22 protein-coding genes are annotated in these 22,699 nt (G+C 71.0%); 10 read left to right on the top strand and 12 right to left on the bottom strand.

The window, feature by feature from the left end; translation table 11 throughout:
• The coding region (locus ETD86_RS55290) for a hypothetical protein (protein ID WP_170223185.1) at positions 1-379 on the top strand (379 nt) is incomplete at its 5' end.
• Here the strand turns inward: ETD86_RS55290 and ETD86_RS21215 are convergent.
• Both ETD86_RS21215 and ETD86_RS21210 read right to left on the bottom strand, forming a co-directional pair.
• Positions 370-1,191: an SDR family NAD(P)-dependent oxidoreductase gene (locus ETD86_RS21215; protein WP_138667892.1), complete on the bottom strand. Its 822-nt coding sequence runs from the start codon at positions 1,189-1,191 to the stop codon at positions 370-372. The genes ETD86_RS55290 and ETD86_RS21215 overlap by 10 nt on opposite strands.
• 10 nt (positions 1,192-1,201) lie before the next feature.
• Positions 1,202-2,692 carry a DUF885 family protein gene (locus ETD86_RS21210; RefSeq protein ID WP_138667891.1) on the bottom strand — a complete coding sequence of 497 codons (1,491 nt, stop codon included), beginning with the start codon at positions 2,690-2,692 and terminating at the stop codon, positions 1,202-1,204.
• Between the two features lie 77 nt (positions 2,693-2,769).
• Between ETD86_RS21210 and ETD86_RS21205 the strand changes: the two genes are divergently transcribed.
• Entirely contained in the window at positions 2,770-3,513 is a 744-nt protein-coding gene (locus ETD86_RS21205) for a GNAT family N-acetyltransferase (protein ID WP_246148051.1), read from the top strand.
• Here ETD86_RS21205 and ETD86_RS21200 read toward each other — a convergent pair.
• Positions 3,510-4,631, bottom strand: a complete 1,122-nt coding sequence (locus ETD86_RS21200; RefSeq protein ID WP_138667889.1) for a pyridoxal-phosphate dependent enzyme — start codon at positions 4,629-4,631, stop codon at positions 3,510-3,512. The two genes, ETD86_RS21205 and ETD86_RS21200, sit on opposite strands and share 4 nt — an antisense overlap.
• Before the next feature lie 343 nt (positions 4,632-4,974).
• Between ETD86_RS21200 and ETD86_RS57090 the strand changes: the two genes are divergently transcribed.
• The 3 genes from ETD86_RS57090 to ETD86_RS21185 all read left to right on the top strand — a co-directional run bounded on the left by ETD86_RS57090 (position 4,975) and on the right by ETD86_RS21185 (position 10,559).
• Positions 4,975-7,224, top strand: coding sequence for a WD40 repeat domain-containing serine/threonine protein kinase (locus ETD86_RS57090; RefSeq protein ID WP_211370205.1), 2,250 nt, complete (start codon positions 4,975-4,977; stop codon positions 7,222-7,224).
• A gap of 31 nt (positions 7,225-7,255) precedes the next feature.
• Positions 7,256-9,205, top strand: coding sequence for a beta-propeller domain-containing protein (locus tag ETD86_RS21190; protein WP_170223184.1), 1,950 nt, complete (start codon positions 7,256-7,258; stop codon positions 9,203-9,205).
• A gap of 106 nt (positions 9,206-9,311) precedes the next feature.
• The gene (locus tag ETD86_RS21185; protein ID WP_138667888.1) at positions 9,312-10,559 is read left to right on the top strand and encodes a S8 family serine peptidase; all 1,248 of its coding nucleotides are present in this window, start codon (positions 9,312-9,314) and stop codon (positions 10,557-10,559) included.
• A gap of 3 nt (positions 10,560-10,562) precedes the next feature.
• On the opposite strand, the gene ETD86_RS21180 is transcribed toward ETD86_RS21185, so the two are convergent.
• The 3 genes from ETD86_RS21180 to ETD86_RS21170 all read right to left on the bottom strand — a co-directional run bounded on the left by ETD86_RS21180 (position 10,563) and on the right by ETD86_RS21170 (position 13,639).
• Positions 10,563-11,057: a DinB family protein gene (locus ETD86_RS21180; RefSeq protein ID WP_138667887.1), complete on the bottom strand. Its 495-nt coding sequence runs from the start codon at positions 11,055-11,057 to the stop codon at positions 10,563-10,565.
• A gap of 2 nt (positions 11,058-11,059) precedes the next feature.
• A complete protein-coding gene (locus ETD86_RS21175; RefSeq protein ID WP_138667886.1) occupies positions 11,060-12,790 on the bottom strand; it encodes a glycerol-3-phosphate dehydrogenase/oxidase in 1,731 nt (576 codons plus the stop codon).
• Between the two features lie 78 nt (positions 12,791-12,868).
• Complete coding sequence (locus ETD86_RS21170; RefSeq protein WP_138667885.1) at positions 12,869-13,639, bottom strand: DeoR/GlpR family DNA-binding transcription regulator; 771 nt, start codon at positions 13,637-13,639, stop codon at positions 12,869-12,871.
• Between the two features lie 124 nt (positions 13,640-13,763).
• On the opposite strand from ETD86_RS21170, the gene ETD86_RS21165 reads away from it, so the two are divergent.
• From ETD86_RS21165 to ETD86_RS21150, 4 genes are all read left to right on the top strand, one after another.
• Entirely contained in the window at positions 13,764-14,636 is an 873-nt protein-coding gene (locus ETD86_RS21165; protein WP_138667884.1) for an SIS domain-containing protein, read from the top strand.
• A gap of 67 nt (positions 14,637-14,703) precedes the next feature.
• A complete protein-coding gene (nagA, locus tag ETD86_RS21160) occupies positions 14,704-15,840 on the top strand; it encodes an N-acetylglucosamine-6-phosphate deacetylase (RefSeq protein ID WP_138667883.1) in 1,137 nt (378 codons plus the stop codon).
• Positions 15,837-16,730, top strand: a complete 894-nt coding sequence (locus ETD86_RS21155; protein ID WP_138667882.1) for a 1-phosphofructokinase family hexose kinase — start codon at positions 15,837-15,839, stop codon at positions 16,728-16,730. Before nagA ends, ETD86_RS21155 begins: the two co-directional genes overlap by 4 nt.
• A gap of 10 nt (positions 16,731-16,740) precedes the next feature.
• Complete coding sequence (locus tag ETD86_RS21150; RefSeq protein ID WP_138667881.1) at positions 16,741-17,565, top strand: class II fructose-bisphosphate aldolase; 825 nt, start codon at positions 16,741-16,743, stop codon at positions 17,563-17,565.
• On the opposite strand, the gene ETD86_RS21145 is transcribed toward ETD86_RS21150, so the two are convergent.
• Both ETD86_RS21145 and ETD86_RS21140 read right to left on the bottom strand, forming a co-directional pair.
• A complete protein-coding gene (locus ETD86_RS21145) occupies positions 17,555-17,989 on the bottom strand; it encodes a GNAT family N-acetyltransferase (RefSeq protein WP_138667880.1) in 435 nt (144 codons plus the stop codon). The genes ETD86_RS21150 and ETD86_RS21145 overlap by 11 nt on opposite strands.
• Positions 17,986-18,762: a phosphotransferase family protein gene (locus ETD86_RS21140; protein WP_138667879.1), complete on the bottom strand. Its 777-nt coding sequence runs from the start codon at positions 18,760-18,762 to the stop codon at positions 17,986-17,988. Before ETD86_RS21140 ends, ETD86_RS21145 begins: the two co-directional genes overlap by 4 nt.
• 218 nt (positions 18,763-18,980) lie before the next feature.
• Between ETD86_RS21140 and ETD86_RS21135 the strand changes: the two genes are divergently transcribed.
• Entirely contained in the window at positions 18,981-19,547 is a 567-nt protein-coding gene (locus tag ETD86_RS21135) for a dihydrofolate reductase family protein (RefSeq protein WP_138667878.1), read from the top strand.
• Between the two features lies 1 nt (position 19,548).
• On the opposite strand, the gene ETD86_RS21130 is transcribed toward ETD86_RS21135, so the two are convergent.
• From ETD86_RS21130 to ETD86_RS21115, 4 genes are all read right to left on the bottom strand, one after another.
• On the bottom strand, positions 19,549-20,229 hold the full coding sequence (locus ETD86_RS21130; RefSeq protein WP_138667877.1) for an SDR family NAD(P)-dependent oxidoreductase: 681 nt from the start codon (positions 20,227-20,229) through the stop codon (positions 19,549-19,551).
• A 187-nt stretch (positions 20,230-20,416) separates the two neighbouring features.
• Complete coding sequence (locus ETD86_RS21125; protein ID WP_138667876.1) at positions 20,417-21,628, bottom strand: RNA polymerase sigma factor; 1,212 nt, start codon at positions 21,626-21,628, stop codon at positions 20,417-20,419.
• Positions 21,629-21,637: 9 nt separating this feature from the next.
• Positions 21,638-22,042 (bottom strand): hypothetical protein, encoded by a 405-nt coding sequence (locus tag ETD86_RS55285; RefSeq protein WP_170223183.1) that lies wholly within the window; start codon positions 22,040-22,042, stop codon positions 21,638-21,640.
• 41 nt (positions 22,043-22,083) lie between these two features.
• A complete protein-coding gene (locus ETD86_RS21115) occupies positions 22,084-22,665 on the bottom strand; it encodes a TetR/AcrR family transcriptional regulator (RefSeq protein WP_138667896.1) in 582 nt (193 codons plus the stop codon).
• Positions 22,666-22,699 lie beyond the last annotated feature (34 nt).

Here is a 22,699-nt window from a genome sequence, read left to right as displayed (position 1 = left end):
CCTGACGACCGAGCGCGGGCGGGAGCTCGCCGGTCCTGAGGCCGCACCCCTCAACCCCGAGCACGAGTGGATCTTCACGGGCAGTGGCTGGCACGGGGTGGAGATCGAACCGGCCGAGGCCTCTCGGCCGGGTCCCAAGCGCCAGGAGGTGGCCGGGCACGTCGTCAAGCGGTGGGTCCAGGTCGAGGCGCACGGCGAGCACGGGCCGCGGCGCGACTACTACATCGCGCTCCACGACGGCAGCTCCGAGAAGGCCAGGGCGTTCCGCGTGGAGCAGGGCGTCTACGAGGACGTGCTGCCGGGGGACGCGGTGCGGCTGGTGGTCAAGCCGCGCAGCGGCACCGTGGTCAGGGTGCTCGCCCACGACCGTCACTGGTAGGACGGCAGGTGCCCGGTCAGCAGGGTCTCCGTCTGCAGGCGGAGCCTGGCGTCGTGCTTGGGGTCGGTCAGCACCAGGAAACGTTCCTCGCGGATGGCCTCCACCGCCAGTTCGGCCACCCGGGACGGATCGATGCCGTCCGCCGCGCGCCTGCCGACGTGGTCAAGCGCCTCCAGCTCGTCCTGGGTGGGGGTGCCGGCCAGGCCGGGCGGGCGTACACGTTCGGACTCGGCGATCCGCGTCCTGACCGCCCCCGGGCAGAGGGCGGTCACGCGGAGCTTGGCGCCCACGGCTGCCAGGTCCTGGGCGAGCGACTGGGAGGCGGCCAGGGCGGCGTGCTTGCTGACCGTGTACCCGCCGGACCCGGGCACGGCGAACACCCCCGCCACTGACACCGTGTTGATGATGTGTCCCTCGGTGTCCTGTTCGATCATGCGCGGCACGAATGCGCGGACGGCGTGCAGCACGCCCCACAGGTTCACGCCCAGCAGCCAGGCGAAGTCCTCCTCGCTGCGGGTCCACATGTGGCCGCCCTGGTAGACCCCGGCGTTGTTGCAGAGCACGTGCACGGCCCCGAACTCGCCGAAGCACCGGTCGGCGAGATGGGCGACGGCGGCGGCGTCGGAGACGTCGGTGATCTGCGTGAGCACCTTGCCGTCCCCGGCCAGCGCGGCCGTCTCCGCGAGCCCGCCGTGGTCGACGTCGGCCAGCATCAGCGTCATCCCCTCGGCCGCTAACCGCAGCGCCAGGGCCCGGCCGATGCCGCTGGCCGCGCCCGTCACCACCGCAACCTTGCCAACGAGCTCGCGCACGTGATCGACGCTACAGGATCGCGCCGATCAGTCCCAGGGGCGGTGAGCCGAGATCGAGCAGCGCCTTGTGGAAGCGCTGCACGGTGAAGCCCGTGCCCCACTCCTTGCGCGCCCGCTCCCGCAGGTCGAGGATGAGCAGCTTGCCCCACGTGTACCGGCCGTAGGTCGGGTCGAACGTGGCCCGCTGGGCCTCCGCCAGCGCCGCCGGCCCGGCCAGATGCGTGTCCGACTCGAAGCGCCTGGCACCGTCCTCGACCGTCATCTGGCCGGTGTGCACGCCGACGGCGCAGGCCAGCCGGGTGACGCGGATGAGCGCCTCCACCCACACGCCGATCGCGAAGCGCGGATCGTCGGCCTCGAACCCCTCCTCGACGCACAACTCCTCGGCATAGTGCGCCCACCCCTCGATGAACGACATCGACTGCAGCAGCCGCCGCACCTCCGACGGCGCCCGGCGGAGCGCGCGGGCGTGCGAGAAGTGCCCAGGCGCCACCTCGTGAACATTGATCGCCGGAAGCGTGGTGTGGCTGAAGACCTCCAGCCATTCCTCCTGGTCCTGCTCGGCCCAGGAGGCGTTGGGCGGCGTGATGTGGTACCAGGACGGGCCTTCGGGCTCGCCGGGCGAGTTCCAGGACATCATCGCCATGGCCCAGCGGCGCGACTCGGGCGCCAGCCCGACCAGGCACTCGCCGTCGTGGTAGGGCACCAGGTCCTTCTCACGGGTGAACGCGATGGCCTTCTCGGTGCCCGCCCTGGCCGCCTCGATCACGCCGTCCGCGTCGGGGTGGTCCTTGACCAGCTCCCGCACGACGTCCAGCGGTGGCCCGGAGCGTCCCAGCCGCGCGCAGGACTCGGCGAGCAGCCCCATGAGCCGGTCGCGCTCGGCGTCGGCCCGCTCGGCCAGCCGGCCCAGGTCCACCGGCAGGCCCTCGGCCGTCCCCATCAGCCTGGCCAGCGCCTCGCCACCGAGCGAGGCGTCTGGGTCGCCCTCGGCCGCGGCGCGTTCCAGGTGCCCGACGAGCCGGCCGTGCGCGGCCAGCGCGGCCTCGTCCTGGACTCCGGCCGCCAGCCCTCGGGCCGCGCCCAGCAGGGACTTCGCGACCGGCGCGCTCAGCTGGTCGAGCGAGGCGATCGCGCCGTCCACGGCGTCCGGCCAGAGGGCGAGGTGGGCCGCCTTCGCCGCGGCACGCTCCGCCTCGGGGCCGTAGTCGCGGTCGTAGCAGGCGAGGTCCAGGTTCGACAGGTGCGGCATCGGGTTCTTGCGATGCAGCTCCAGCTCCCCGAACTGGTAGCGCAGGCTCTCCTCGAACACCTTCAGGTGCTCGGCGTCGTGCGGGTCGGCCGGCGCGGCCCCCTCGCCGAGCCGCGCCAGCCCTCCCCCTACGCCGGCCGGTGACAGGTCCTGGATCCGGCCGTCGTACTCGTGCCTGCCGCCGCCCTCGCGGGCCTCGGCCACCATGAGGTCGGTGACCGCCCGCAACCTGGGGTCAAGTTCCGTCATGCCGCTGACGCTAGCGCACGGTAATGCGCTGATAAATCACGCGCTTACCGGCAAATGGTGATGTGAGAATGCTCGGCATGCCGCTAAAGATCACGACCCTCGCCGAGCGCCCCGAGTTCGGGCCGGTGTTGTGGAACATGGAGAGCACGTGGCCCGTGTTCATGTTCCAGGATCCGATCGCCGACCTGTTCTACCCGTTCGCCGACACGGCCTACCCCGAGTACGTTCTGGTGGCGGACGACGACACCCAGCCCGGCCGGCTGGTGGCCAGGGCGTGCATGATCCCGTACCGGGCGGGCGGGGCCGAGCTGCCCGACGACGGATGGGACGGCGTGGTCAGGCGGGGCTGGCTGACCCGCGAACGCGGCACGCGACCCGACGCCGTCTCCGCCCTGGAGATCACCGTCCGCCCCGACCTGCAGGGCAAGGGACTGTCGTCGGTGATGCTGGCGGCGATGCGGGAGCGTGCCGCCCGCCACGGCTTCAGCGAGCTGGTCGCGCCGGTTCGGCCGAACATGAAGCACCTCGAACCACACACCCCGATGAGCGAGTACGCCTTCCGCACCCGCGAGGACGGGCTGCCGTACGACGCGTGGTTGCGGGTGCACGTACGGGCGGGCGGCAAGATCGTCAAGGTGGCGCCGCGGTCGATGGTGGTCGCGGGCACGCCGGCGGAGTGGCGGACCTGGTCCGACCTGCCGTTCGACCGCACGGGCGCCGTCGAGGTGCCGGGCGCGCTGAGCCCGGTGCACTGCTCGGTCGAGCACGACCACGCTGTCTATGTGGAGCCGAACGTCTGGGTCAGCCACGCATTGCACTAAACGGTGGTGCGGCGGCGCAGCTCGTCCAGGTGCTTGCCGACATCGAGACCCTTGCCCGCGGCCCAGCCGTCGTCGTGGTACGTCGCCAGATGCCGGTCGGCGGCGTCGCCGATCAGCGAGACGATCGTGCCGGTCTCGTCTCTGGCACGCATCCGCTCGACCAGCTCCAGTGCCGCCCAGAGCGCGGTGCCCGATGAGCCGCCCACCGGCAGCCCCGTCACCTCCCTGATGCGCCTGGCCGCCGCCACGCTCGCCGCGTCCGGCACGGGGATGACCAGGTCGACGAGGTCGGGACGGAAGCCGGGCTCGATGCGCGGCCGGCCGATGCCTTCGATGCGGGAGGGCATGCCGGTCGAGTAGTCGGGGCTGTCGAGGGTCCATCCGGGGAAATAGGCCGAGTTCTCCGGATCCGCGACGGCGACCCGGCACCGCCTTCCACCGGCGCTCCCCGAGGCCGCGCCTGGGGTGGGGGCGTCGGCGGCGCTCGGTGTGGGAGCGTCGCTGGCGCTCGGTGTGGAGGCGTCAGCGGCGCTCGGTGTGGAGGCGTCAGCGGCGCTCGGTGTGGAACCGCCGGCCGGGTGGTGGGAGCGTAGCCAGTGACCGAGGGTGGCGGAGGTCGCGCCGGTGCCGGCGCCCGTCACCACCCAGTCCGGCCGCACCTGGCCGAACAGCTCCTCCGCCAGGTCATGCTGCGCCGCCCGCCCGAACTGGTCGAGAAAGTGCCCGTCGATCTCCCGGGCCGCGTCGTAGATCGCCAGGGGCGGCGTCACGAACCTGCACTCCCCACCCAGCGCCTCCACCGCCCGCGCCCGCGCCTCGCTGCGCTCGCCCGGCATGACCACGACGTACGGCAACCCGAGCCGCCGCGCGAACCATGCCTGCGCCACCGCGGCATTCCCGCCCGTCGCCTCCACCACGGTCGTGCCCTCGCCGACCAGCCCGTCGAGGACGGCCTGCCGGAACAGCGCCCTGGCATGCCGGTGCCGCAGGCTCCCTGTCGGCTGCGCCGACTCGTCCTTCAGCAGCAGCCTGACCCCAGGGGTCGGCACGGGGAAGTCGACCAGCGGCGTCGGCGGCCCCGCCGCCAGCACCTCGAGCGCTCGCGCGTTCCAGCTCATGATCCCACCCTGCCAGGTGCTCGATCCCGTCCGGCCCGTGCTGCGCCGGCACCCCCGCCATCCGCACCGCACCGCCCACGTCGACGGACGTCCAGTTGGGCAGCGCCCGCACGGGCGCGCCGGCGCGCTCGGCCGCCGCGCCCTGTTCCCGATCGGGTATTCGCCGGGGCGTCGAACGTGGGTCGGTCAGCGGCCGCACGCCGCCGATCTCCAGCACCGCGGTCGGCCCGCCGATGGACATCCCTTGTCCTGCTGTTGCACATCACGTGCACAGAGGGCGATTTTCGCAAAGTTACCCATGGGTAGTTTTTGCGGATCCGCGCCATAGCGACAGAATCCCTTCATGGCATCCTTCGCTCCGCTCCGACCTGGAGATCCACAACGGCTGGGGGGCCTGGATCTCCTCGGCAGGCTCGGCGAGGGCGGTCAGGGCGTCGTCTACCTCGCCAGAGACCACTCTGGCGGAAACGTCGCGGTCAAGTGGCTGCGGCCCGATCTGTCGGGCGACCACGTCAGCGTCGAGCGTTTCCTGCGCGAGGTTCAGGTGGCCCAGCAGGTGGCGCCGTTCTGCACCGCCGCCGTCCTGGGCACCGGGGTCGAGCAGGACCGGCCGTACATCATCAGTGAGTACATCGAGGGGCCCTCACTACAGCGGATCGTGCAGGAGGAGGGCCCTCGCTCGGGCTCCGTCCTGCACCGGCTCGCCATCGGCACCGCCACCGCGCTGGCCGCGATTCATCAGGCCGGGATCGTGCACCGCGACTTCAAACCGGCCAATGTGATCATCGGTGCGGACGGGCCGCGGGTGATCGACTTCGGCATCGCCCGGGCGCTGAACGCCACCTCCACTGTCAGCAGCACGGTCGTGGGCACGCCGTCGTACATGCCGCCCGAGCAGATCATGGGGCACACCGTCGGGCCGGCCGCGGACATGTTCGCGTGGGCGAGCACGATGGTGTTCGCCGCCTCGGGCCGGGCGCCGTTCGGCAGCGACACGATGCCCGCGGTGATCAACCGAGTGCTCAACCAGCAGCCGGACCTGGGCGTTCTGGACGGGACGCTGCGTGACGTCGTGGCCGCGTGCCTGAACAAGGACCCGGCCCAGCGGCCGACCGCCGAGCAGGTGATCATGCGCCTGCTGCAGCACCCGGCGCCCAAGCCCGGCATGCTCGCCCAGGCCGCCGCCGAGGCGGCCCCGCAGACGCCCTTCGCGCCACCGTCCGGCCCACCCTCCGGACCACCCTCCGGCCCGCACTCCGGCCCAGCGGGCCCGCTCTCAAGTGCGCCGTTCGGCCCGCCGTCGGGTCCGCAGTCGAATCCGCAGTCCGTGCCGATGTCCTACCCCGGCCACGTCCCGCACCCGGCGCCGGGCGCGTATTCCGGGCCGGTCCCGCCGCATCCCCAACAGCAGTGGCGACATCCGGCTCCGCCGTACACCCAGCCGACGTACGGCGGCACGTACAACCAGCCGCCGAAGAAGAGCAAGGCCCCGCTGATCGTCGGCATCTCCGTGGCAGCTGCGTTGTTGCTGCTCGCCGGTGTGGTCGTGGTCATCCAGGTCAACAAGTCATCGGTCGTCGCGAAACCGTCCGAGACCCCGACGTCCGGGCGCACGCGGACCAGCGCCGGCACCCGTCCCAGCCCGAGTCCGTCCGTCACCCAGTCCGCCGCCGTGCCGAGGACGGGCACCAAGAGGACGCTCCCCGGCGCCAAGGTCTCCCTGTACGAGAACCCGTCCGACGCGATCGTCCTGACCTCCTACGAGATCTTCGACAAGGCGAAGGACGACTGGATCGACTACGCGAGGGGCTCGCTGCGCGGCACGTTCACGAAGTACGCCGGCAACTGGGAGTCCATGGTCTCGCCCGACGGCCGCTACCTGGCCAGCAGGGGCAGGAGCTACAGCTCCGACGACTACGACTTCATCGTCATCACCGACCGGCAGTCCGGCGACCGCACGACGATCAAGACCGTCAAGGAGCCGCTGATCAGCAGCATCAGGGCCTGGTCGAAGGACGGCTCGAAGATCCTCCTCAACACGGAGCGCAAGACCGGGGCGGACAAGTGGGTCTACCTCGGGTTCGTCCTCGTGGACGTGGCCGCGAAGGAGGCCACCACGGTCGACGTCTCCGACTCCTCGGTCCGCGACACGGCCTTCGGCTTCGACGGCGATGACGAGGGCGTGGTCAACGTCTACGGCAACGAGAAGAACCAGGGCATACGCTTCTTCGACGCCAAGGGCACGGCCACACGCTCGTTTCCCGGCATCGGCACCATGTCGGCCGGCACGCAGGACATCTTCTCGCCGTCGGGCAAGGCGTTCGTCACCAACTGCCCCAACGGGGGCGACGGCGACCACTGCATCTGGGACGCCGCCTCCGGCGATCGCCTGCGGAAGTTCTACTCCGACTGCGACAAGGTGCTCGGTTTCTACGACGAGAACCACCTCTACTGCTGGGAGCAGGACAACGGCGTCAACGACGAGGTCCAGGTGATCGACTTCTCCGGCAAGCTGCTCCGCAAGCTCCTGGAGGTGCCGGACGACGTGGACTTCAGCCCCGCCTTCACCTTCAACCCGCAACGAGGGTCCTGAACCATCCGGCGCGGAAACCCGTCATGAGGTCATGAAGACGCTGATCCGTACGGCCGTGACCGTCGCGGCACTCGCGACGGTCACGGCCGCCTGCACCACCTCCACGGGAGAGACGCCGGCGCCGCCGAAGAAGACGACCCTCGGCGCGATCCGCCTGGTCGCCTACAACAGTTGCGACGACATGCTGGCGGGCCTGCGGGAGAAGGCGGCGGCGAACGTCGGCCCGTGGGGGTTCGGCGGCGTCACGCCCCTGACGGCGCGGGCAGAGGACACGGCGGCCATCACCCCCAACGCGAAGACGGCCGTCCCCGAGCACTCCACGACCAACGTGCACGAGGCCGGTGTGGACGAGCCGGATCTGGTCAAGACCGACGGCAACCGGGTGATCACGGTGACCGGCGGCACGCTGCGGATCATCGACACCGCCACGCGAAAAGTCACCTCGACCCTGAAGCTGACCGAAGGCGACGAGCGTGTCTTCGCCCCCGCCGACCTGCTGCTGTCCGGGAACCGCGCCCTGGTGTTGTTCCGCGGCTACGGCGACGCCATGTTCAAGGCGACCTCCGCGGTCCCGCTCGGCGACACCCGCTACGTCCTGGTCGACCTGGCCGGCGAGCCCAAGGTCATGAGCACGGTCAAACCCCAGGGCACGTACGTGGACGCCAGGATGGTCGGCTCCACGGTCAGGATCGTCACCCGCAGCCAGCCCGACATCACGCTCCCGCAGCCAAAGGAGAACGTCTCGGAGGCGGAGCGCATCAAGGCGAACCAGGCCGCGGTGCGCCAGGCTCCGATCGACGCCTGGCTCCCCAAGATCGAGATCAAGGACGCGTCCGGCGCCGTCAAGACCGACACGGTCAAGTGCGAGCGGGTCAGCCACCCCGCCGACTACACCGGCACCTCGTTGCTGACCGTGCACACGCTCGACCTGGCGCAGGGCGTCACCACGACCGGCACCGACCCGATCAGCCTCGCCGCCGACGGCGACATCGTGTACGGCACCGGCACCAGCCTGTACGTGGCCAGCAACCCGCGCTGGTGGTCGGTGCTCCCCATGCCGATCGACATCGCCCCGGCCGAGGAGCCCACCCCCGAGGAGCCGAAGCCGACCCCCGAGGAGCCGAAGCCGACCCCCACGATCCCGCCGGAGGAGACCGAGATCCACCGGTTCGACGTCGCCTCGCCAGGACCGCCCTCCTACGTGGCCTCCGGCAAGGTCAGCGGCAGGCTGCTGAACCAGTACTCGATGTCCGAGCACGAGGGCCATCTCCGCGTCGCCACCACGCTCACCTCGGCCGACGGCAAGAACAGCTCCAGCACGGTCCACGTGCTCAAGGCCGACACGCTGGCCAAGAGCGGCGAGGTCGGCGGGCTCGGCGAGGGCGAGCGGATCTACTCGGTGCGGTTCATCGGCGCGGTCGGCTACTGCGTCACGTTCAAGCAGGTCGACCCGCTCTACACGCTCGACCTGCGCGATCCGGCGGCTCCCAAGGTGACCGGCGAGCTGAAGATCACCGGCTACTCGGCGTACCTGCACCCGGGCGGTGAGGGCAGGCTGATCGGCATCGGCCAGGAGGCCAGTGAGCAGGGCAGGACGCTCGGCACCCAGGTGTCGTTGTTCGACGTCAGCGACCCGGCCAGTCCGCGCCGGCTGTCGCAGCTGTTCCAGAAGGACTCCGGGTCGGAGGCCGAGTGGGATCCGCACGCTTTCCTGTACTGGCCGAAGACCGGCCTGTCGGTGATCCCGCTCACCCAGCAGAACGAGTCGGGCGCGCTCGTCCTCAAGATCGATGACTCGGGCGTGTCAAAGGTCGGCATGATCAAGCATCCGACGCAGGAGCAGCAGGGGGACTACGCATACCAGCCCGGCATCCAGCGCTCGATCGTCATCGGCGACACGATCTGGACGCTCTCCCAGGAAGGCATCCAGGTCAACGACGCCACGACGCTTGCCTCACAAACGTGGATCCCGCTTCGTTAAGCGACCGATAGGTGCCGATTCGTAGTGAATCGGCACCTTTTTTATGGACTTTTCACGACAAATGATGAAAGCTTTACTGACATTCTCCTGTCGAGAAAGGGCTTTCATGCGATCACTCACCCCCCTGCTCGCATTGCTCATCGGCGCACTGGCGTTACCCATGACGCCGCTCCCGGTCTCCGCCGCCGCACCGGACGGCACGTACATCGTCCAGCTCAACCCCTCGATGCGCGCGCCCCGCGGCGCCGCCCAGGACCAGGTGTCCCAGCACGGCGGCGAGCTCGTCGGCGTCTACGAGCACGCCTTCAAGGGCTACACCGCCCGCCTGAGCGCGACCGCGGCCGAGCAGCTCAAGCGGAACCCGAACGTGCTCAGCGTCGAGCCCGACGCCGAGGTCACCGCCTTCCCGCAGACCACGCCCACCGGCGTCCGGCGGATCTTCGGCCCGAACAACCCGAACCTCGACATCGACAGCACCGACGACGTACGCATCGACGTGGACGTCGCGGTCGTCGACACCGGCGTCGACTACACCCACCCCGACCTCAACGTGGTGGCCCGGGCCAACTGCGTAACCGGCATCTGCCTGAACAACTCCGGCACCGACGACAACGGCCACGGCTCGCACGTCGCGGGCACCGTGGGCGCCATCGACAACGCCATCGGCCCGGTCGGCGTCGCGCCCGGCGCCCGCATCCACGGCGTGAAGGTGCTCAACGCGGCCGGCTCCGGCACCCTGTCCGGGATCGCCGCCGGCATCGACTGGGTGGTGGCCCGCGCGTCCACCATCGAGGTCATCAACCTCAGCCTGGGCTGCAACGGCTGCTCCAGCAGCGCGATCAGCAACGCGATCGCGAACGCGGTCAACCGCGGCGTCGTGGTCGTCGTGGCCGCCGGCAACAGCCGCACGAACACCGCCAATTTCTTCCCCGCCAACCACCCCGACGTGGTCACCGTGTCGGCTCTGACCGACAACGACGGCCTGCCCGGCGGCGCCGGCGGCAGCAGGCTGTCGTGCCGCAGCGAGACCGACCAGGACGACACCCTGGCCTTCTACTCCAACTACGGCTCCACCGTGGAGATCGCCGCGCCCGGCACCTGCATCTACTCGACGTACCGGAACGGCGGCTACGCCACGATCAGCGGCACCTCGATGGCCTCCCCGCACGTGGCGGGCGCGGCCGGCGTCCTCACCTCGGGCGCCCGCAAGCCGACGACGAGGGCGGGCTCGCTGGCCGTGCGCAGCACGCTGATCTCCACAGGCAACGCCAACTGGACCGACGACTCGGGTGACGGCGTCAAGGAGCCGCTGCTCGACGTGCACGACGCCACGCGGTACCCGCCCGCAGGGTGACCGTCAGCGGGCGGCCTCCGGGCCGCCCGCCAGCTCGCGGGCGATGTCCAGGTGCCCGGCGTGCCGCATGTACTCCTCCAGGACGTGGAACATGATCCACCCCAGCGTCGGGGGCTCCTCGGGCGGCTGGAACCGCCCGATCCGCGAGGCCCGATCGGACAGCCGCCCCTTGGCCACGACCTGCCTGGACCGCTCGCACTGCGCCAGGTAGAAGGCCTTGACCTCCTCGAACGACTCGCCCGCGACCAGCCGTTCCTCGCTGTCACGGTCACCGTACGGGTCGTCGATCGGCTCGCCCGCGTAGTCCCAGACGAACCACCGCCGCTCCATGTACGCCAGGTGCTTGAGCATCGCGAGCGGCGTCCACCCGGACGGCACCCGACTCACCTCGGGCTCCGGGAACCCGTCCAGCACCCGCAGGATCTCCTCGCGGTAGTGGTCGAGGTATCCCTCCAGCAGCTCGCGGGGGTCGGACAACTGCCGGGACGGCTCGGCCATGCTCACTCCGGAAGGACGACGGGGACGATCTCGGGCGCGCCTAGCCTGATCGCGTCCGCCTCCTGGTCGGAGTCCTGCTCCTGGGAGCGGCGCTCGGCCTCCACGCGCTTGGTGAAGTATTCCACCTCCCTCTTGACCTGTTCCCCGTCCCAGCCGAGCGGCCCGGCCAGCAGCTCGGCCGCCTCCTGCGCCACGGCCAGGCCACGGTGGAAGGTCTCGATGGAGATGTGCGTACGCCGGGTCAGCACGTCGTTGAGATGCCGGGCGCCCTCGTGAGTGGCGGCGTAGACGATCTCCGCGCGCAGGTAGTCGTCGGCCCCGGCCAGCGGCCGGGCCAGCGACGGGTCCTGCTCGATCAGCTCCAGCACCTCGTCGATCAGCGACCCGTAACGCTGGAGCAGATGCTCGATCCTGGCCACGTGCAGGGACGAGGTCTGGGCGAGCCGGTGCCGGGAGTTCCACAACGCCTGATAGCCCTCGGCGCCGACGAGCGGGATGCGGTCGGTGCACGAGCGCGGCACCCGCTGGTCGAGCCCGTGCGCCACGGCGTCCACGGCGTCGCGCGCCATCACCCGGTAGGTCGTGTACTTCCCGCCTGCGATCATCACCAGCCCCGGCACCGGGTGCGCCACCACGTGCTCCCTGGACAGCTTGGAGGTCTCGTCGGACTCCCCTGACAGCAGCGGCCGCAGCCCGGCGTAGACGCCCTCGACGTCGTCGCGGGTCAGCGGCACCGACAACACGGCGTTCACGTGGTCGAGCAGGTAGTCGATGTCCACCCGGGAGGCCGCGGGGTGGACCTTGTCCAGCGTCCACTCGGTGTCCGTGGTGCCGATGATCCAGTGACGGCCCCAGGGGATCACGAACAACACCGACGTCTCGGTACGCAGGATGATCCCGGTCAGCGAGTGGATCCGGTCACGCGGCACGACAAGGTGGATGCCCTTGGACGCGCGGACGTGGATCTGGCCCCGCCCACCCACCAGCTCCTGGATGTCGTCGGTCCAGACACCGGTGGCGTTGACCACCTGCTGGGCGCGTACCTCCAGCTCGTCGCCGCACTCCAGGTCGCGTACCCGCACGCCGGTGACCCGCTCGCCCTCCCGCAGGAACCCCACGACCTGCGTTCGGGGCGCGATGAGGGCACCGTAGGTGGCAGCCGTGCGCAGCGTCGTCATCACGAAACGTGCGTCGTCCACCTGGGCGTCCCAGTACTGGACGGCGCCGGTGAAGGCGGTCTTCTTCAGCGCCGGGGCCAGCCGCAGTGCCCGCGACCTGGACAGGTGGCGGTGGCCGGGGACGCCTCGGGTGACCCCGGACGCGCGGCCGAGTGTGTCGTAGAGCGCCACGCCGGCGCCCACGTACGGGCGCTCCCAGCCGTAGTGGGTCATCGGGAAGAGGAACGGCACCGGTCTGACCAGGTGCGGCGCGATCCGCTGCAGGAGGAGCGAGCGTTCCTGGAGCGCCTCGCGTACGAGCTCGAAGTTGAGCTGCTCCAGGTAGCGCAGGCCGCCGTGGATGAGCTTGGAGGAGCGTGAGGAGGTGCCGGAGGCGAAGTCTCTGGCCTCGACCAGGGCGACGTCGAGGCCGCGGGTCACGGCGTCGAGCGCGATCCCCGCGCCGACGACACCGCCGCCGACCACGACCACGTCGAGCTCCCGCGCGACCATGTCCTCCAGTGCCGCGGCGCGTTCCGCGGGCCCGAGCCGCGCCACGCCCCTTCCCGACGTCATAGCTCCCCCTATCGCCTGCGCTCCATACCTACCCACGCCCAGGCACGTACGACCCCGGCCCTGCTCGCTGGATCCGCGTCAGGCGCGGACGACCTTGAGGCCGGCGTCGGAGAGCTGGCCGGCGACGGCGTCCGGCAGCTGGGAGTCGGTGACGAGGGTGTCGATCTGGGTGAGGGGGCAGATGCGGGAGAACGCCCGCTTGCCGATCTTGGAGGAGTCGGCCACCACGACCACCTGCGCGGCCCGGCTGATCAGCAGGTGGTTGACGCTGGCCTCGCCCTCGTGGTGCGCCGACGCGCCCAGCTCGACGTCCAGCCCGTCCACCCCGAGGAAGGCCACGTCCAGCGTCACCTGCTCCAGCACGCCGGACGCCAGCGGCCCGATGAGCTCGTACGACTGCTGCCTGGCCACCCCGCCGGTCACCACGATCTTGACGTGCCGTCGCACGGTGAGCTCGGCGGCGATGTTGAGCGCGTTCGTGACGATCGTGAAGCCGCTCTCCAGCGTGGGCAGCGTGGCGAGGGTACGCGCCAGCTCGGACGTGGTCGTGCCGCCGTTGAGTCCCACCACGGCCCCCGGCGTGACGAGCTCGGCCGCCGCGGCCGCGATGCGGTGCTTCGCGTCGGCGTGCCTGGCCGTCTTGTACCGCAGCGGCAGGTCGTAGCTCACGCTCTGCGCGACCGCCCCGCCGCGCGTACGCATGAGCATCTGCTGCTGGGCCAGCTGGTCGAAGTCCCGCCTGATCGTCGCGGTGGAGACGTCGAGCGCCTGAGCGGCCTCCTCGACCGACAGCCTGCCCTCCTGGGCCAGCAGCTCGAGGATGGCGTTCCAGCGGTCGTAGCGGGACACGAAGGCCTCCTAGCGGATGTGGTGGAGCAAGCGTGGCACACCGGAGAAGCCCGAGCCACCACTGCCCATTGCTGCACTTTTCTGTTATAAATAATGCAGAAACAATCAATCCTGGGAGGCATGGGTGACCACCCACACCGAGGCCGAGATCGCGTCCCAGCCGTCGTGCTGGCGGCGGGCCGTCGACGACGTCCCGCTCGGGACTCTGCCGCGCCGGGGCGAGCGTGTCGCCGTCGTCGGCTGCGGCACGTCGTGGTTCATCGCCATGGCGTACGCCACCCTGCGCGAGCGGGCCGGGCACGGCGAGACCGACGCCTTCACCGCCTCCGAGTTCCCCACCGGCCGCCGCTACGACCGCGTGCTGGCGCTGACCCGCTCGGGCACCACGACCGAGGTGCTGGAGCTGCTGGCCCGGATCGACACGGCGACCACGGCCATCACCGCCGACCCCAACACCCCGATCATGACGGCCGCGGACGAGGTCGTGGTGCTCGACTACGCCGACGAGCGGTCGGTCGTGCAGACCAGGTTCGCCACCACGCAGCTCGCCCTGCTCCGCGCGAGCCTCGGCGAGGACCTCACGCAGGTGATCGCCGACGCCGAGGAGGCCGTGGCCGCGCCGCTGCCCGGCTCGCTGGTCGAGGCGGAGCAGTTCAGCTTCCTGGGCACCGGCTGGTCGGTCGGGCTGGCGCAGGAGGCGGCGTTGAAGATGCGCGAGGCGTCCCGATCGTGGACCGAGGCGTACCCGGCGATGGAATACCGGCACGGTCCCATCAGCATCGCCGCACCCGGTCGGGTGACGTGGATGCTCGGCGCCGCGCCCGGCGGCCTGCGCGCGCAGGTCGAGGAGACCGGCGGGACGTTCTTCGAGAGCGGGCTCGACCCGATGGCCGAGCTGATCCGGGCGCAGCGGGTGGCCGTCGCCCGCGCCTTCGCCCGCGGGCTGAACCCCGACGAGCCCATGCACCTCACGCGATCTGTGATCCTTTCTTCATGAGCGAGCGTAGCGAGCGACCAATCAGACACAGCCCTGCAAGGCTCATGCGGCCGGCGAAGGAGGCCGCATGAGCCTTACTCTCGCCGACGCCAGGATCGTGACTCCCGAGGGAGTGCACGAGGGGTGGCTGACCATCGAAGACGGCCGCATCACGCACGTCGGCCACGGATCCGCGCCGGGCAACGGCCTGAGCGTGGGCGGCCGGCACGTCGTCCCCGGGTTCGTGGACATCCACAACCACGGCGGCGCGGGCGGCTCCTTCCCCACCGGCGAGCAGGACCGGGCCCGCGACGCGGTGGCGCTGCACCGGCGGCACGGCACCACGACGACCATGGCCAGTCTGGTCACCGACTCGCTCGACGGGCTGACCCGGGCCGCGGCGTCGCTGGCGGAGCTGTGCGACGACGGGCTGCTGGCGGGCATCCACTTCGAGGGCCCCTACATCGCCAGGAGCCGGTGCGGCGCGCACGACCCGACGTTGCTGCGCGAGCCGTCCACTCAGGAGTTCGCGGGGCTGGTGAAGGCCGGGCGCGGGCACGTACGCATGATCACGGTCGCGGCCGAGCTGCCCGGCGGGCTCGACATGATCCGCATGGCCGTGGCCGAAGGCGTGATCGCGGCCATCGGGCACAGTGACGCGGACTACGACGAGACGATCGTCGCCATCGAGGCGGGCGCGAGCGTGGCCACGCACCTCTACAACGCGATGCCACCGCTCGGGCACCGCGCCCCGGGACCCGTGGCGGCGCTGCTCGACGACGAGCGGGTGACGGTCGAGCTGATCAACGACGGGGTTCACGTGCATCCGGCCATGATGCGGCTGGCGTACGAGGTGGCGGGTCCCGGCAGGACGGCGCTGGTCACGGACGCGATGGCGGCCGCCGGGCTGGGCGACGGCGACTACGGTCTCGGCACCATGCGGGTACGCGTGGACGGCGGCGTGGCCCGGCTCGTCGAAGGCGGCTCCATCGCGGGCTCCACGCTGACCATGGACGTCGCGTTCCGCCGTGCCGTGCGGGAGCTGGGCATGTCCTTGCCCGACGCCGTGCAGGTCGCCTCGCTGACGCCCGCGCGGGTGCTGGGCCTGGCCGACACGATCGGCTCGATCGCCGTCGGCAAGGCGGCCGACCTCGTGGTGCTCTCCGACGAGCTGGAGGTGGCCGGGGTGATGAAGGACGGCGCCTGGATCACGGAGCCGCGATGATCCTCACCGTGACGCTCAACATGGCGCTCGACGTGACCTACGAGGTGCCCTCGGTCGACTGGGACGGGGTCAACCGGGTCGGCGCCGTGCACCGGCGCGCGGGCGGCAAAGGCGTCAACGTGGCCCGCGTCCTGGCCGCGCTCGGCCGCGAGGTGCTGGTCACCGGCCTGGTGGGTGGGCCCACCGGGCGGGCGATCGAGGAGGACCTGGAGTCGGCGGGGCTGCGGAGCGAGCTGTGCGGCATCGCCGGCGACTCCCGCACGACGCTGGCGGTCTGCGAGACCGGCGGCTCGCGGGATCGGCGCACCGCGCTGTTCAACGAGCCCGGCCCTCAAGTCACACCCGCCGAGCTGGCCGGCTTCGTGCGGCGCTACACCTCCCTCGCGTCCGCCGCTGACGTGGTGGTCGTCTCCGGCAGCCTGCCGCGCGGCGTGCCCGCCGACTTCTACGCCACTCTCGCCGGCATCCCCGCCGCACCCGTGATCGTGGACGCCGACGGCGACCCGCTGCGCCACGCCCCCAAGGGCCGCCCCGCCGTCGTCAAACCCAACGCGGAAGAGCTGGCCAGGGCCTTCCCCGGCGGCCAGGGCGCGCAGGAGCTGCGTAGCCAGGGTGCGGAGGCCGTGGTGGTGTCCATGGGCGCCGACGGGCTGCTCGCCGTGACGGGGGAGGGAACCTTCCGGGCACGGATGCCGTACACCGTCGAAGGCAACCCGACCGGGGCGGGTGACGCGCTCGTCGCGGGGCTGGCGATGGACATGGCCGAGGAGTGGCCCGACAGGCTCAGGAGGGCCGCGGCGCTCGGCGCCGCGGCCGTCGCCGCGCCGGTGGCCGGCGCGTTCGACCGCGACGTGTACGCCGACATCCACCCACAGATCGTCATCACATAAGGAGCCCGCCATGCCCCTCGCCGCCATCGGCGAGATCGTCCGCCAGTCCCCCGCTGGGGTGGGCGCGTTCAACGTGATCCAGCTGGAGCACGCCGGCGCCATCGTGGCCGGCGCCGAGGCGCTCGGCCTGCCGGTCGTCCTGCAGATCAGCGAGAACTGCGTGCGCTACCACGGCGCGCTGGAGCCGATCGCGCTGGCCTCGCTCGCGGTCGCCAGGCGGGCCGAGGTGCCCGTCGCCGTCCATCTCGACCACGCCACCGACCGCGCGCTCGTCGAGGAGGCGGTGGCACTGGGGCTCGGCTCCGTCATGTACGACGCCTCGGCGCTGCCCGACGAGGACAATGTCCGCGCCACGGCGGAGGTGGCGGCCTGGTGCCACGAGCGGGGCGTATGGGTGGAGGCCGAGCTGGGCGAGGTCGGCGGCAAGGACGGCGTGCACGCCCCCGGCGCCCGCACCAAGCCGCACGAGGCGGTCGACTACGTGGCCAGGACCGGCGTGGACGCGCTGGCCGTGGCCGTCGGCACCTCGCACGCGATGACCACCAAGGACGCGGTGCTGGACCTGGACCTCGTCGCGGAGCTGCGAGCGGCGGTGCCGGTGCCGCTGGTGCTGCACGGCTCGTCGGGCGTGCCGGACGACGTGCTGCGCGAGGCCGTACGACGCGGCATGAAGAAGATCAACATCGCGACGCACCTGAACAAGGCGTTCACCGGCGCGGTACGCGACTACCTCGCTCACGACGAGCGCGTCGTCGACCCCCGCAAGTACGTCAAGGCCGGCCGCGACGCGGTGGCCCGCGAGGTCACGCACCTGCTCGGCGTGCTCACGGGCTGAGCTCCTTCCGCATCATCACGGCGGAGCGGCCCTTGACCCCCTCCCTGCCGGTCTCGACGTAGCCGAGCGAGGTGTACAGGGCGATGTTGGAGGCCATCTTGACGTTGGTGTAGAGGCGCAGCGCGGGCAGCCCCAGCCGCCGCGCCTCCTCCTCGGCGTACGCCATCAGCCCGCGCCCGATGCCCTTGCCGTGACTCTCGGGCCGTACCGCGACGTTGTCCACCAGCAGGGCCCCGTCCTCCGGCACGAGCACGATCAGCCCCTGCAGATCGTCGGTGACGTGCACCCGGCCTGCCTCGATCAGCGCCGCGTAGTCGGCCTCCATCGGCACCGGCCGCATGCCGACGACCTCGATCCACGGCTGGTAGGCGTCGTGGACCAGCCGCTCCACGGCTGCCCTGTCCTCGGGCCGGGCGAGTCTCATGCGCCCAATGTTGCCAGCGCCCGCTCCACCTGTCGCTGGAAGGTTCCCGGCGGATTGCGCGGACTCTCGTGCGACAGCAGGAACAACCAGATCATGCTGTGCAGTTTGCGGTAGTCGCGCATCAGCCGCTCCTCCGGCGGGCTCAGCTCGAACCGCCGTGCGATGTCCACCTCGCCCTCGACCCACATCGACACGTGCTCGGCCAGTTCCGCCACCTCGAACGCCAGGTCGCTGCGCCCGGAGTCCTCGAAGTCGACTCTCCGGACGCGGGCGCCGTCCCAGAGGAAGTTCGCCAGGTTGCCGTCGCCGCCCCCGAACACCGGCCGCACTCCCGACTCGTCCGGCCGCCAGCTCTCCAGCCACCGCAGACCCTCCTTCACGGCCTGGTCCGCCAGCGGATCACGCGGCTGCCACGCAGCGGCCCTGTGCAGCACCCAGTCGCTGACCGCCGCGCGTTGCCACGGGCGGATCGGGACGGTCTCGAGCACGGCCGCCGGCACCGCCGCGTGCAGCTCATCGAGAGCCTCGGCCATGGCCGTGACCTGCGGGTTCCCCGCGGACAGCCCACGCAGTGACACCCCGTCGATCCTCGTCATCGACACCACGCCCGCCTCGAACGCGATCGGCTCCGGCGCCAGCCCCGGGGCGTGCTCGGCCAGCAGGCTCAGTGCCCGCCACTCCCGCTCGGCCCCGCCTTGCTTGCCGTCCACGTACCGCTTGGTGACGACGTCGCCGTCATAGACCAGCTCATGCGTGTGTTGAAGATCAGCCACACGTCAGCGTAGCAACCGCCCCACGGCACTGGTCACGAGCTCGTGGATCCGATCGGCCGGCTCCTTCATGAGCCGGGTCACCCGCTCCTGAACCCGTGGCCCGGACAGGCTCGTCGCCCGCAGCGCGACATTCTGCCTGACCGCCTTGACACTATTCCACCTGTAGGACGACGATCAAACCACTTCACCCATAGTACTCCAAACGGAGTTGATTCGGCATGCGAAAGCTCGTCTACTACGTCGGCACGTCCATCGACGGCTACATCGCGGGCCCGAACGGCGAGTTCGACTTCTACCCGCCGGCCGATGACATGGCGGCACACCTCAACAACGAATACCCGGAGACCATCCCCGCGCACATCCGCGCCCACGTGGGCATCGACGCGCCGAACAGGCGCTTCGACACCGTGATCATGGGCCGCGGCTCCTACGAGCCCGGCCTGGCCGTCGGCGTGACCAGCCCGTACGCGCACCTGCGGCAGTACGTCATCTCCACCACCATCAAGAGCGTCGACGACCCCGCCGTCGAGCTGGTCCACGAAGACCCACTCGGCCTGGTACGCCGGCTCAAACAGGAGGACGGACTGGACATCTACCTGTGCGGCGGCGGCAACCTGGCCGCCCAGCTCCTGCCGGAGATCGACGAAATGATCGTCAAGTGCCACCCGGTGGTGGCGGGGGCGGGCGTCTCGGCCTTCGACGGCGAGTTCCGGCCGACCGTGTTCACCCTGACCGGCACCCGGACGTACAACAACGGGGCCGTGGTCATGCACTACTCCCGCTAGATCACCACGGGACAGGCTGCCCGTCGCGGAAGAAGCCGCCGGTCGGCCCGCCGTCCGGCAGGTCGACGGCCCACAACACACTCCTCGCCCCCTCGGCGACCGGCCGGCCGCCCGGCCCGCCCATGTCGGTCGCCACCCAGCCGGGGCAGACCGCGTTCACGAGGATCCGATCCCGCCGGAGCTCGGCGGCCAGCATCTTCGTCAGCGCGTTGAGCGCCGCCTTCGACACCGCGTACGCGGGCGTGCCCGCCCCCATGGACGCCAGCGACCCGGCCTCGCTGGAGACGTTCACCACCCGCCCGCCCCCCAACAGGGGCAGCAGGGCCTGCGTCACCCGCCACGCGCCCAGCAGGTTCGTCTCCAGGGCCTCCCGCACCACGTCCAGGTCCGCGTTCACGGCCCGCTGCCAGGTGTCGTAGTGAATGGCCGCGTTGTTGACGAGCACGTCCACCCGCGCATGAGAGTCCCGCACGCCCGCGGCGAACGTGTCCACGGACTCCTGGTCCGAGACGTCCAGCCGCCTCGGCACGACCTCGCGCCCCATCCCCCGAGCCGCCTTCTCGGCCTGGCCCAGGTCCCTGGCGGTGAGCAGCACGGTGTCCCCGGCCAGCGCGAGCTGCCGGGCCACCTCCAGCCCGATCCCCCGATTGGCCCCTGTGACCACACACACCCGACCCGCCATCACCACTCCTTCCCCGCTCATGGCCTCACGCCGTTCGGCAGGCTCGGCCGCCCTATGCCGCCCTGCTCATGGCCTCACTGCGTGAGGCGGGCTCGGTCGCCCTATGCCGTCGTCTTCCCCCGCTCTGGTCGCTACGCTCCCGCCGCTCCTCCAGCCGACGCCACTCCCTCACGCCCCGCTCTGGTCGCTACGCTCCCGCCACTCCCTCACGTCTGCGCAGCAGGAAATCGCGCTCCACCTCGTTGCCCGCCCCGGCGATGGCCGCCTCGTACGCCTGGGCCGCCTCCTCGTGCCGGCCCAGCCGCCGCAACAAGTCGGCCCGTACGGCGTGGAACAGGTGATAGCTCGGCACGTCGAGCCCGTCGACCAGGGCCAACGCCTTCTCGGGCCCGTCCGACTCGGCCACCGCCACCGCCCGGTGCAGGGCCACGACCGGGCTCGGGTCGAACGTCAGCAGCTGATCGTACAACTGCACGATCTGAGCCCAGTCGGTGTCCGCCGCGCTCGGCGCGTCGCTGTGCACGGCGTTGATGGCGGCCTGGATCTGGTACGGTCCCGGCCGGTCGATCCGCAGACAGCTCCGGACGAGGGCCTGCCCCTCCTCGACAAGCCCGCGGTCCCACGCCCCCCGATCCTGCTCGGCCAGCGGCACCAGCTCACCCGCCGGCCCCGTACGGGCAGCCCGCCGCGACTCGATGAGCAACATGAGCGCGAGCAGCCCCATGACCTCGGGCTCGCCGGGCATGAGCGATGCCACCAGCCGCCCGAGTCTGATGGCCTCCGCGCACAACTCCGCACGGACGAGCCGCTCGCCGGAGCTGGCCGCGTACCCCTCGTTGAAGATCAGATAGACCACGGCCAGCACGGCCCGCAGCCGCCCGGGGAGATCGCCCTCCGCCGGCACCCGGTACGGGATCTTCGCACCGCGGATCTTGCTCTTGGCCCTGACCAGCCGTTGCGCCATGGTCGGCTCGGGCACCAGGAACGCCCGCGCGATCTCCGCCGTCGTCAGCCCGCCGAGCAACCGCAACGTCAGCGCGACCTGGACGTGGGGCGCGAGCGCGGGATGGCAGCAGGTGAAGATCAGCCGCAGCCGATCGTCGGGTACGGCTCCCTCCTCCGAAGGAGGGGCCTGCTGTGCGTGCAGCAGCGCGGCCTGCGCGTGCTTGTCCTGCCGCGCCGACTCCCTGCGCAGCCGGTCGAGGGCCTTGTTGCGCGCGGTGGTGATGATCCACCCCGCCGGGCTGGGCGGCACCCCGTCCACCGGCCACCGCCGCACCGCGACCGCGAAGGCCTCCTGCACCGCCTCCTCGGCCACGTCGATGTCCCCGAAGGCACGCACGAGCACGGCCACGGCCCGGCCGTACTCCTCGCGGAACACCCGCTCGACCTCGGGCATGGAACCGCCTCAGCGCTGCTGGAGCGCCATCGTGTCCACCGTGTTCTTGGCCTCCAGCAGGGAGGCTCCGGTCTGTTCCCGGTAGATCTTGATCGCCAAGATCTTCTTTCCCCTCCGCAGAGCCTCGTAGAACTCCGGCGGCAGGAACGGTCCGTCGGCGTTCTCGCGCTCGGGATCGATGCCGAGATAACGCTGAAGATCCGCCACCTGCCGCTCAAGCCGGGCAATTCTCTCCTCTACGGATTCCATAGCCGAAACACTACGCGTCCAGATCAAGAAGCACGCGACCAGGCTGCCGCCGGAACTCCTCCGGCCGCTCGGTGCAGAGGCCGGCGACTGACCAGCGCGAGCGAGCGCGCCGGCGATCCCGTCGAAGACGCCGGCCGGCGCCGGCAAGGCGTGGGCCGCTGCCACGGACCTCCTAGAACGGCTCGGCACTCGCGACGTCGCCGTCGTCATCCTGACGCTTTCGTCGGCCAGTTCTCCAGCAGCACGTGCAGAGCGTCGATGGCTCGATCCCAGGACGTGTTCAGGTCTCTCGCGTGTGCGAAGCCGCCCGTGGCCTCCAGGCTGGCATATCCGTGGAAGGTGCTGCGGAGCAGCCGCACGGCGTCGGTCAGGTCGGGCTCCTCAAGGCCGTAGCCTCGCAACATCCCGTACGTCAGCTCGCCGGTACGCCGGTAGACCGTGGTGTCGGCGACGGCGGCCGGGTCCAGCTTGCTCTGCGTCGCCGCGTAGCGACCGGGGTGGCGCAGCGCGTACGCACGATAGGCGCCGGCGAACGCCGCCAGCGCGTCCTTCCCCGCCCGTCCCGCCACCGCCTCGGCGATCAGATCCACCATCTCGCCGGCCGCCTGGATCGCGACCCTGGTCCGCAGGTCCTGCAGGTTCTTGACGTGCGAGTACAGGCTCGCGTCCTTGACGCCGAACCTGCGGGCGAGCGCGGACACGGTCACGTTGTCGAACCCGACCTCATCGGCCAGCTCAGCCGCCGCCCGCGTCACCCGCTCAGCCGTCAACCCCGCCCGCGCCGCCATCCGCCATCCCCTCAACTAGACATCCTCGGACTTA

The sequence above is a fragment of the Nonomuraea turkmeniaca genome (assembly GCF_005889735.1).
In the GTDB taxonomy this organism is placed as follows: Bacteria; Actinomycetota; Actinomycetes; order Streptosporangiales; family Streptosporangiaceae; genus Nonomuraea; species Nonomuraea turkmeniaca.
The sequence above is the reverse complement of the archived record's forward strand: the minus strand, read 5'-3'. Positions and strand labels throughout refer to the sequence as shown.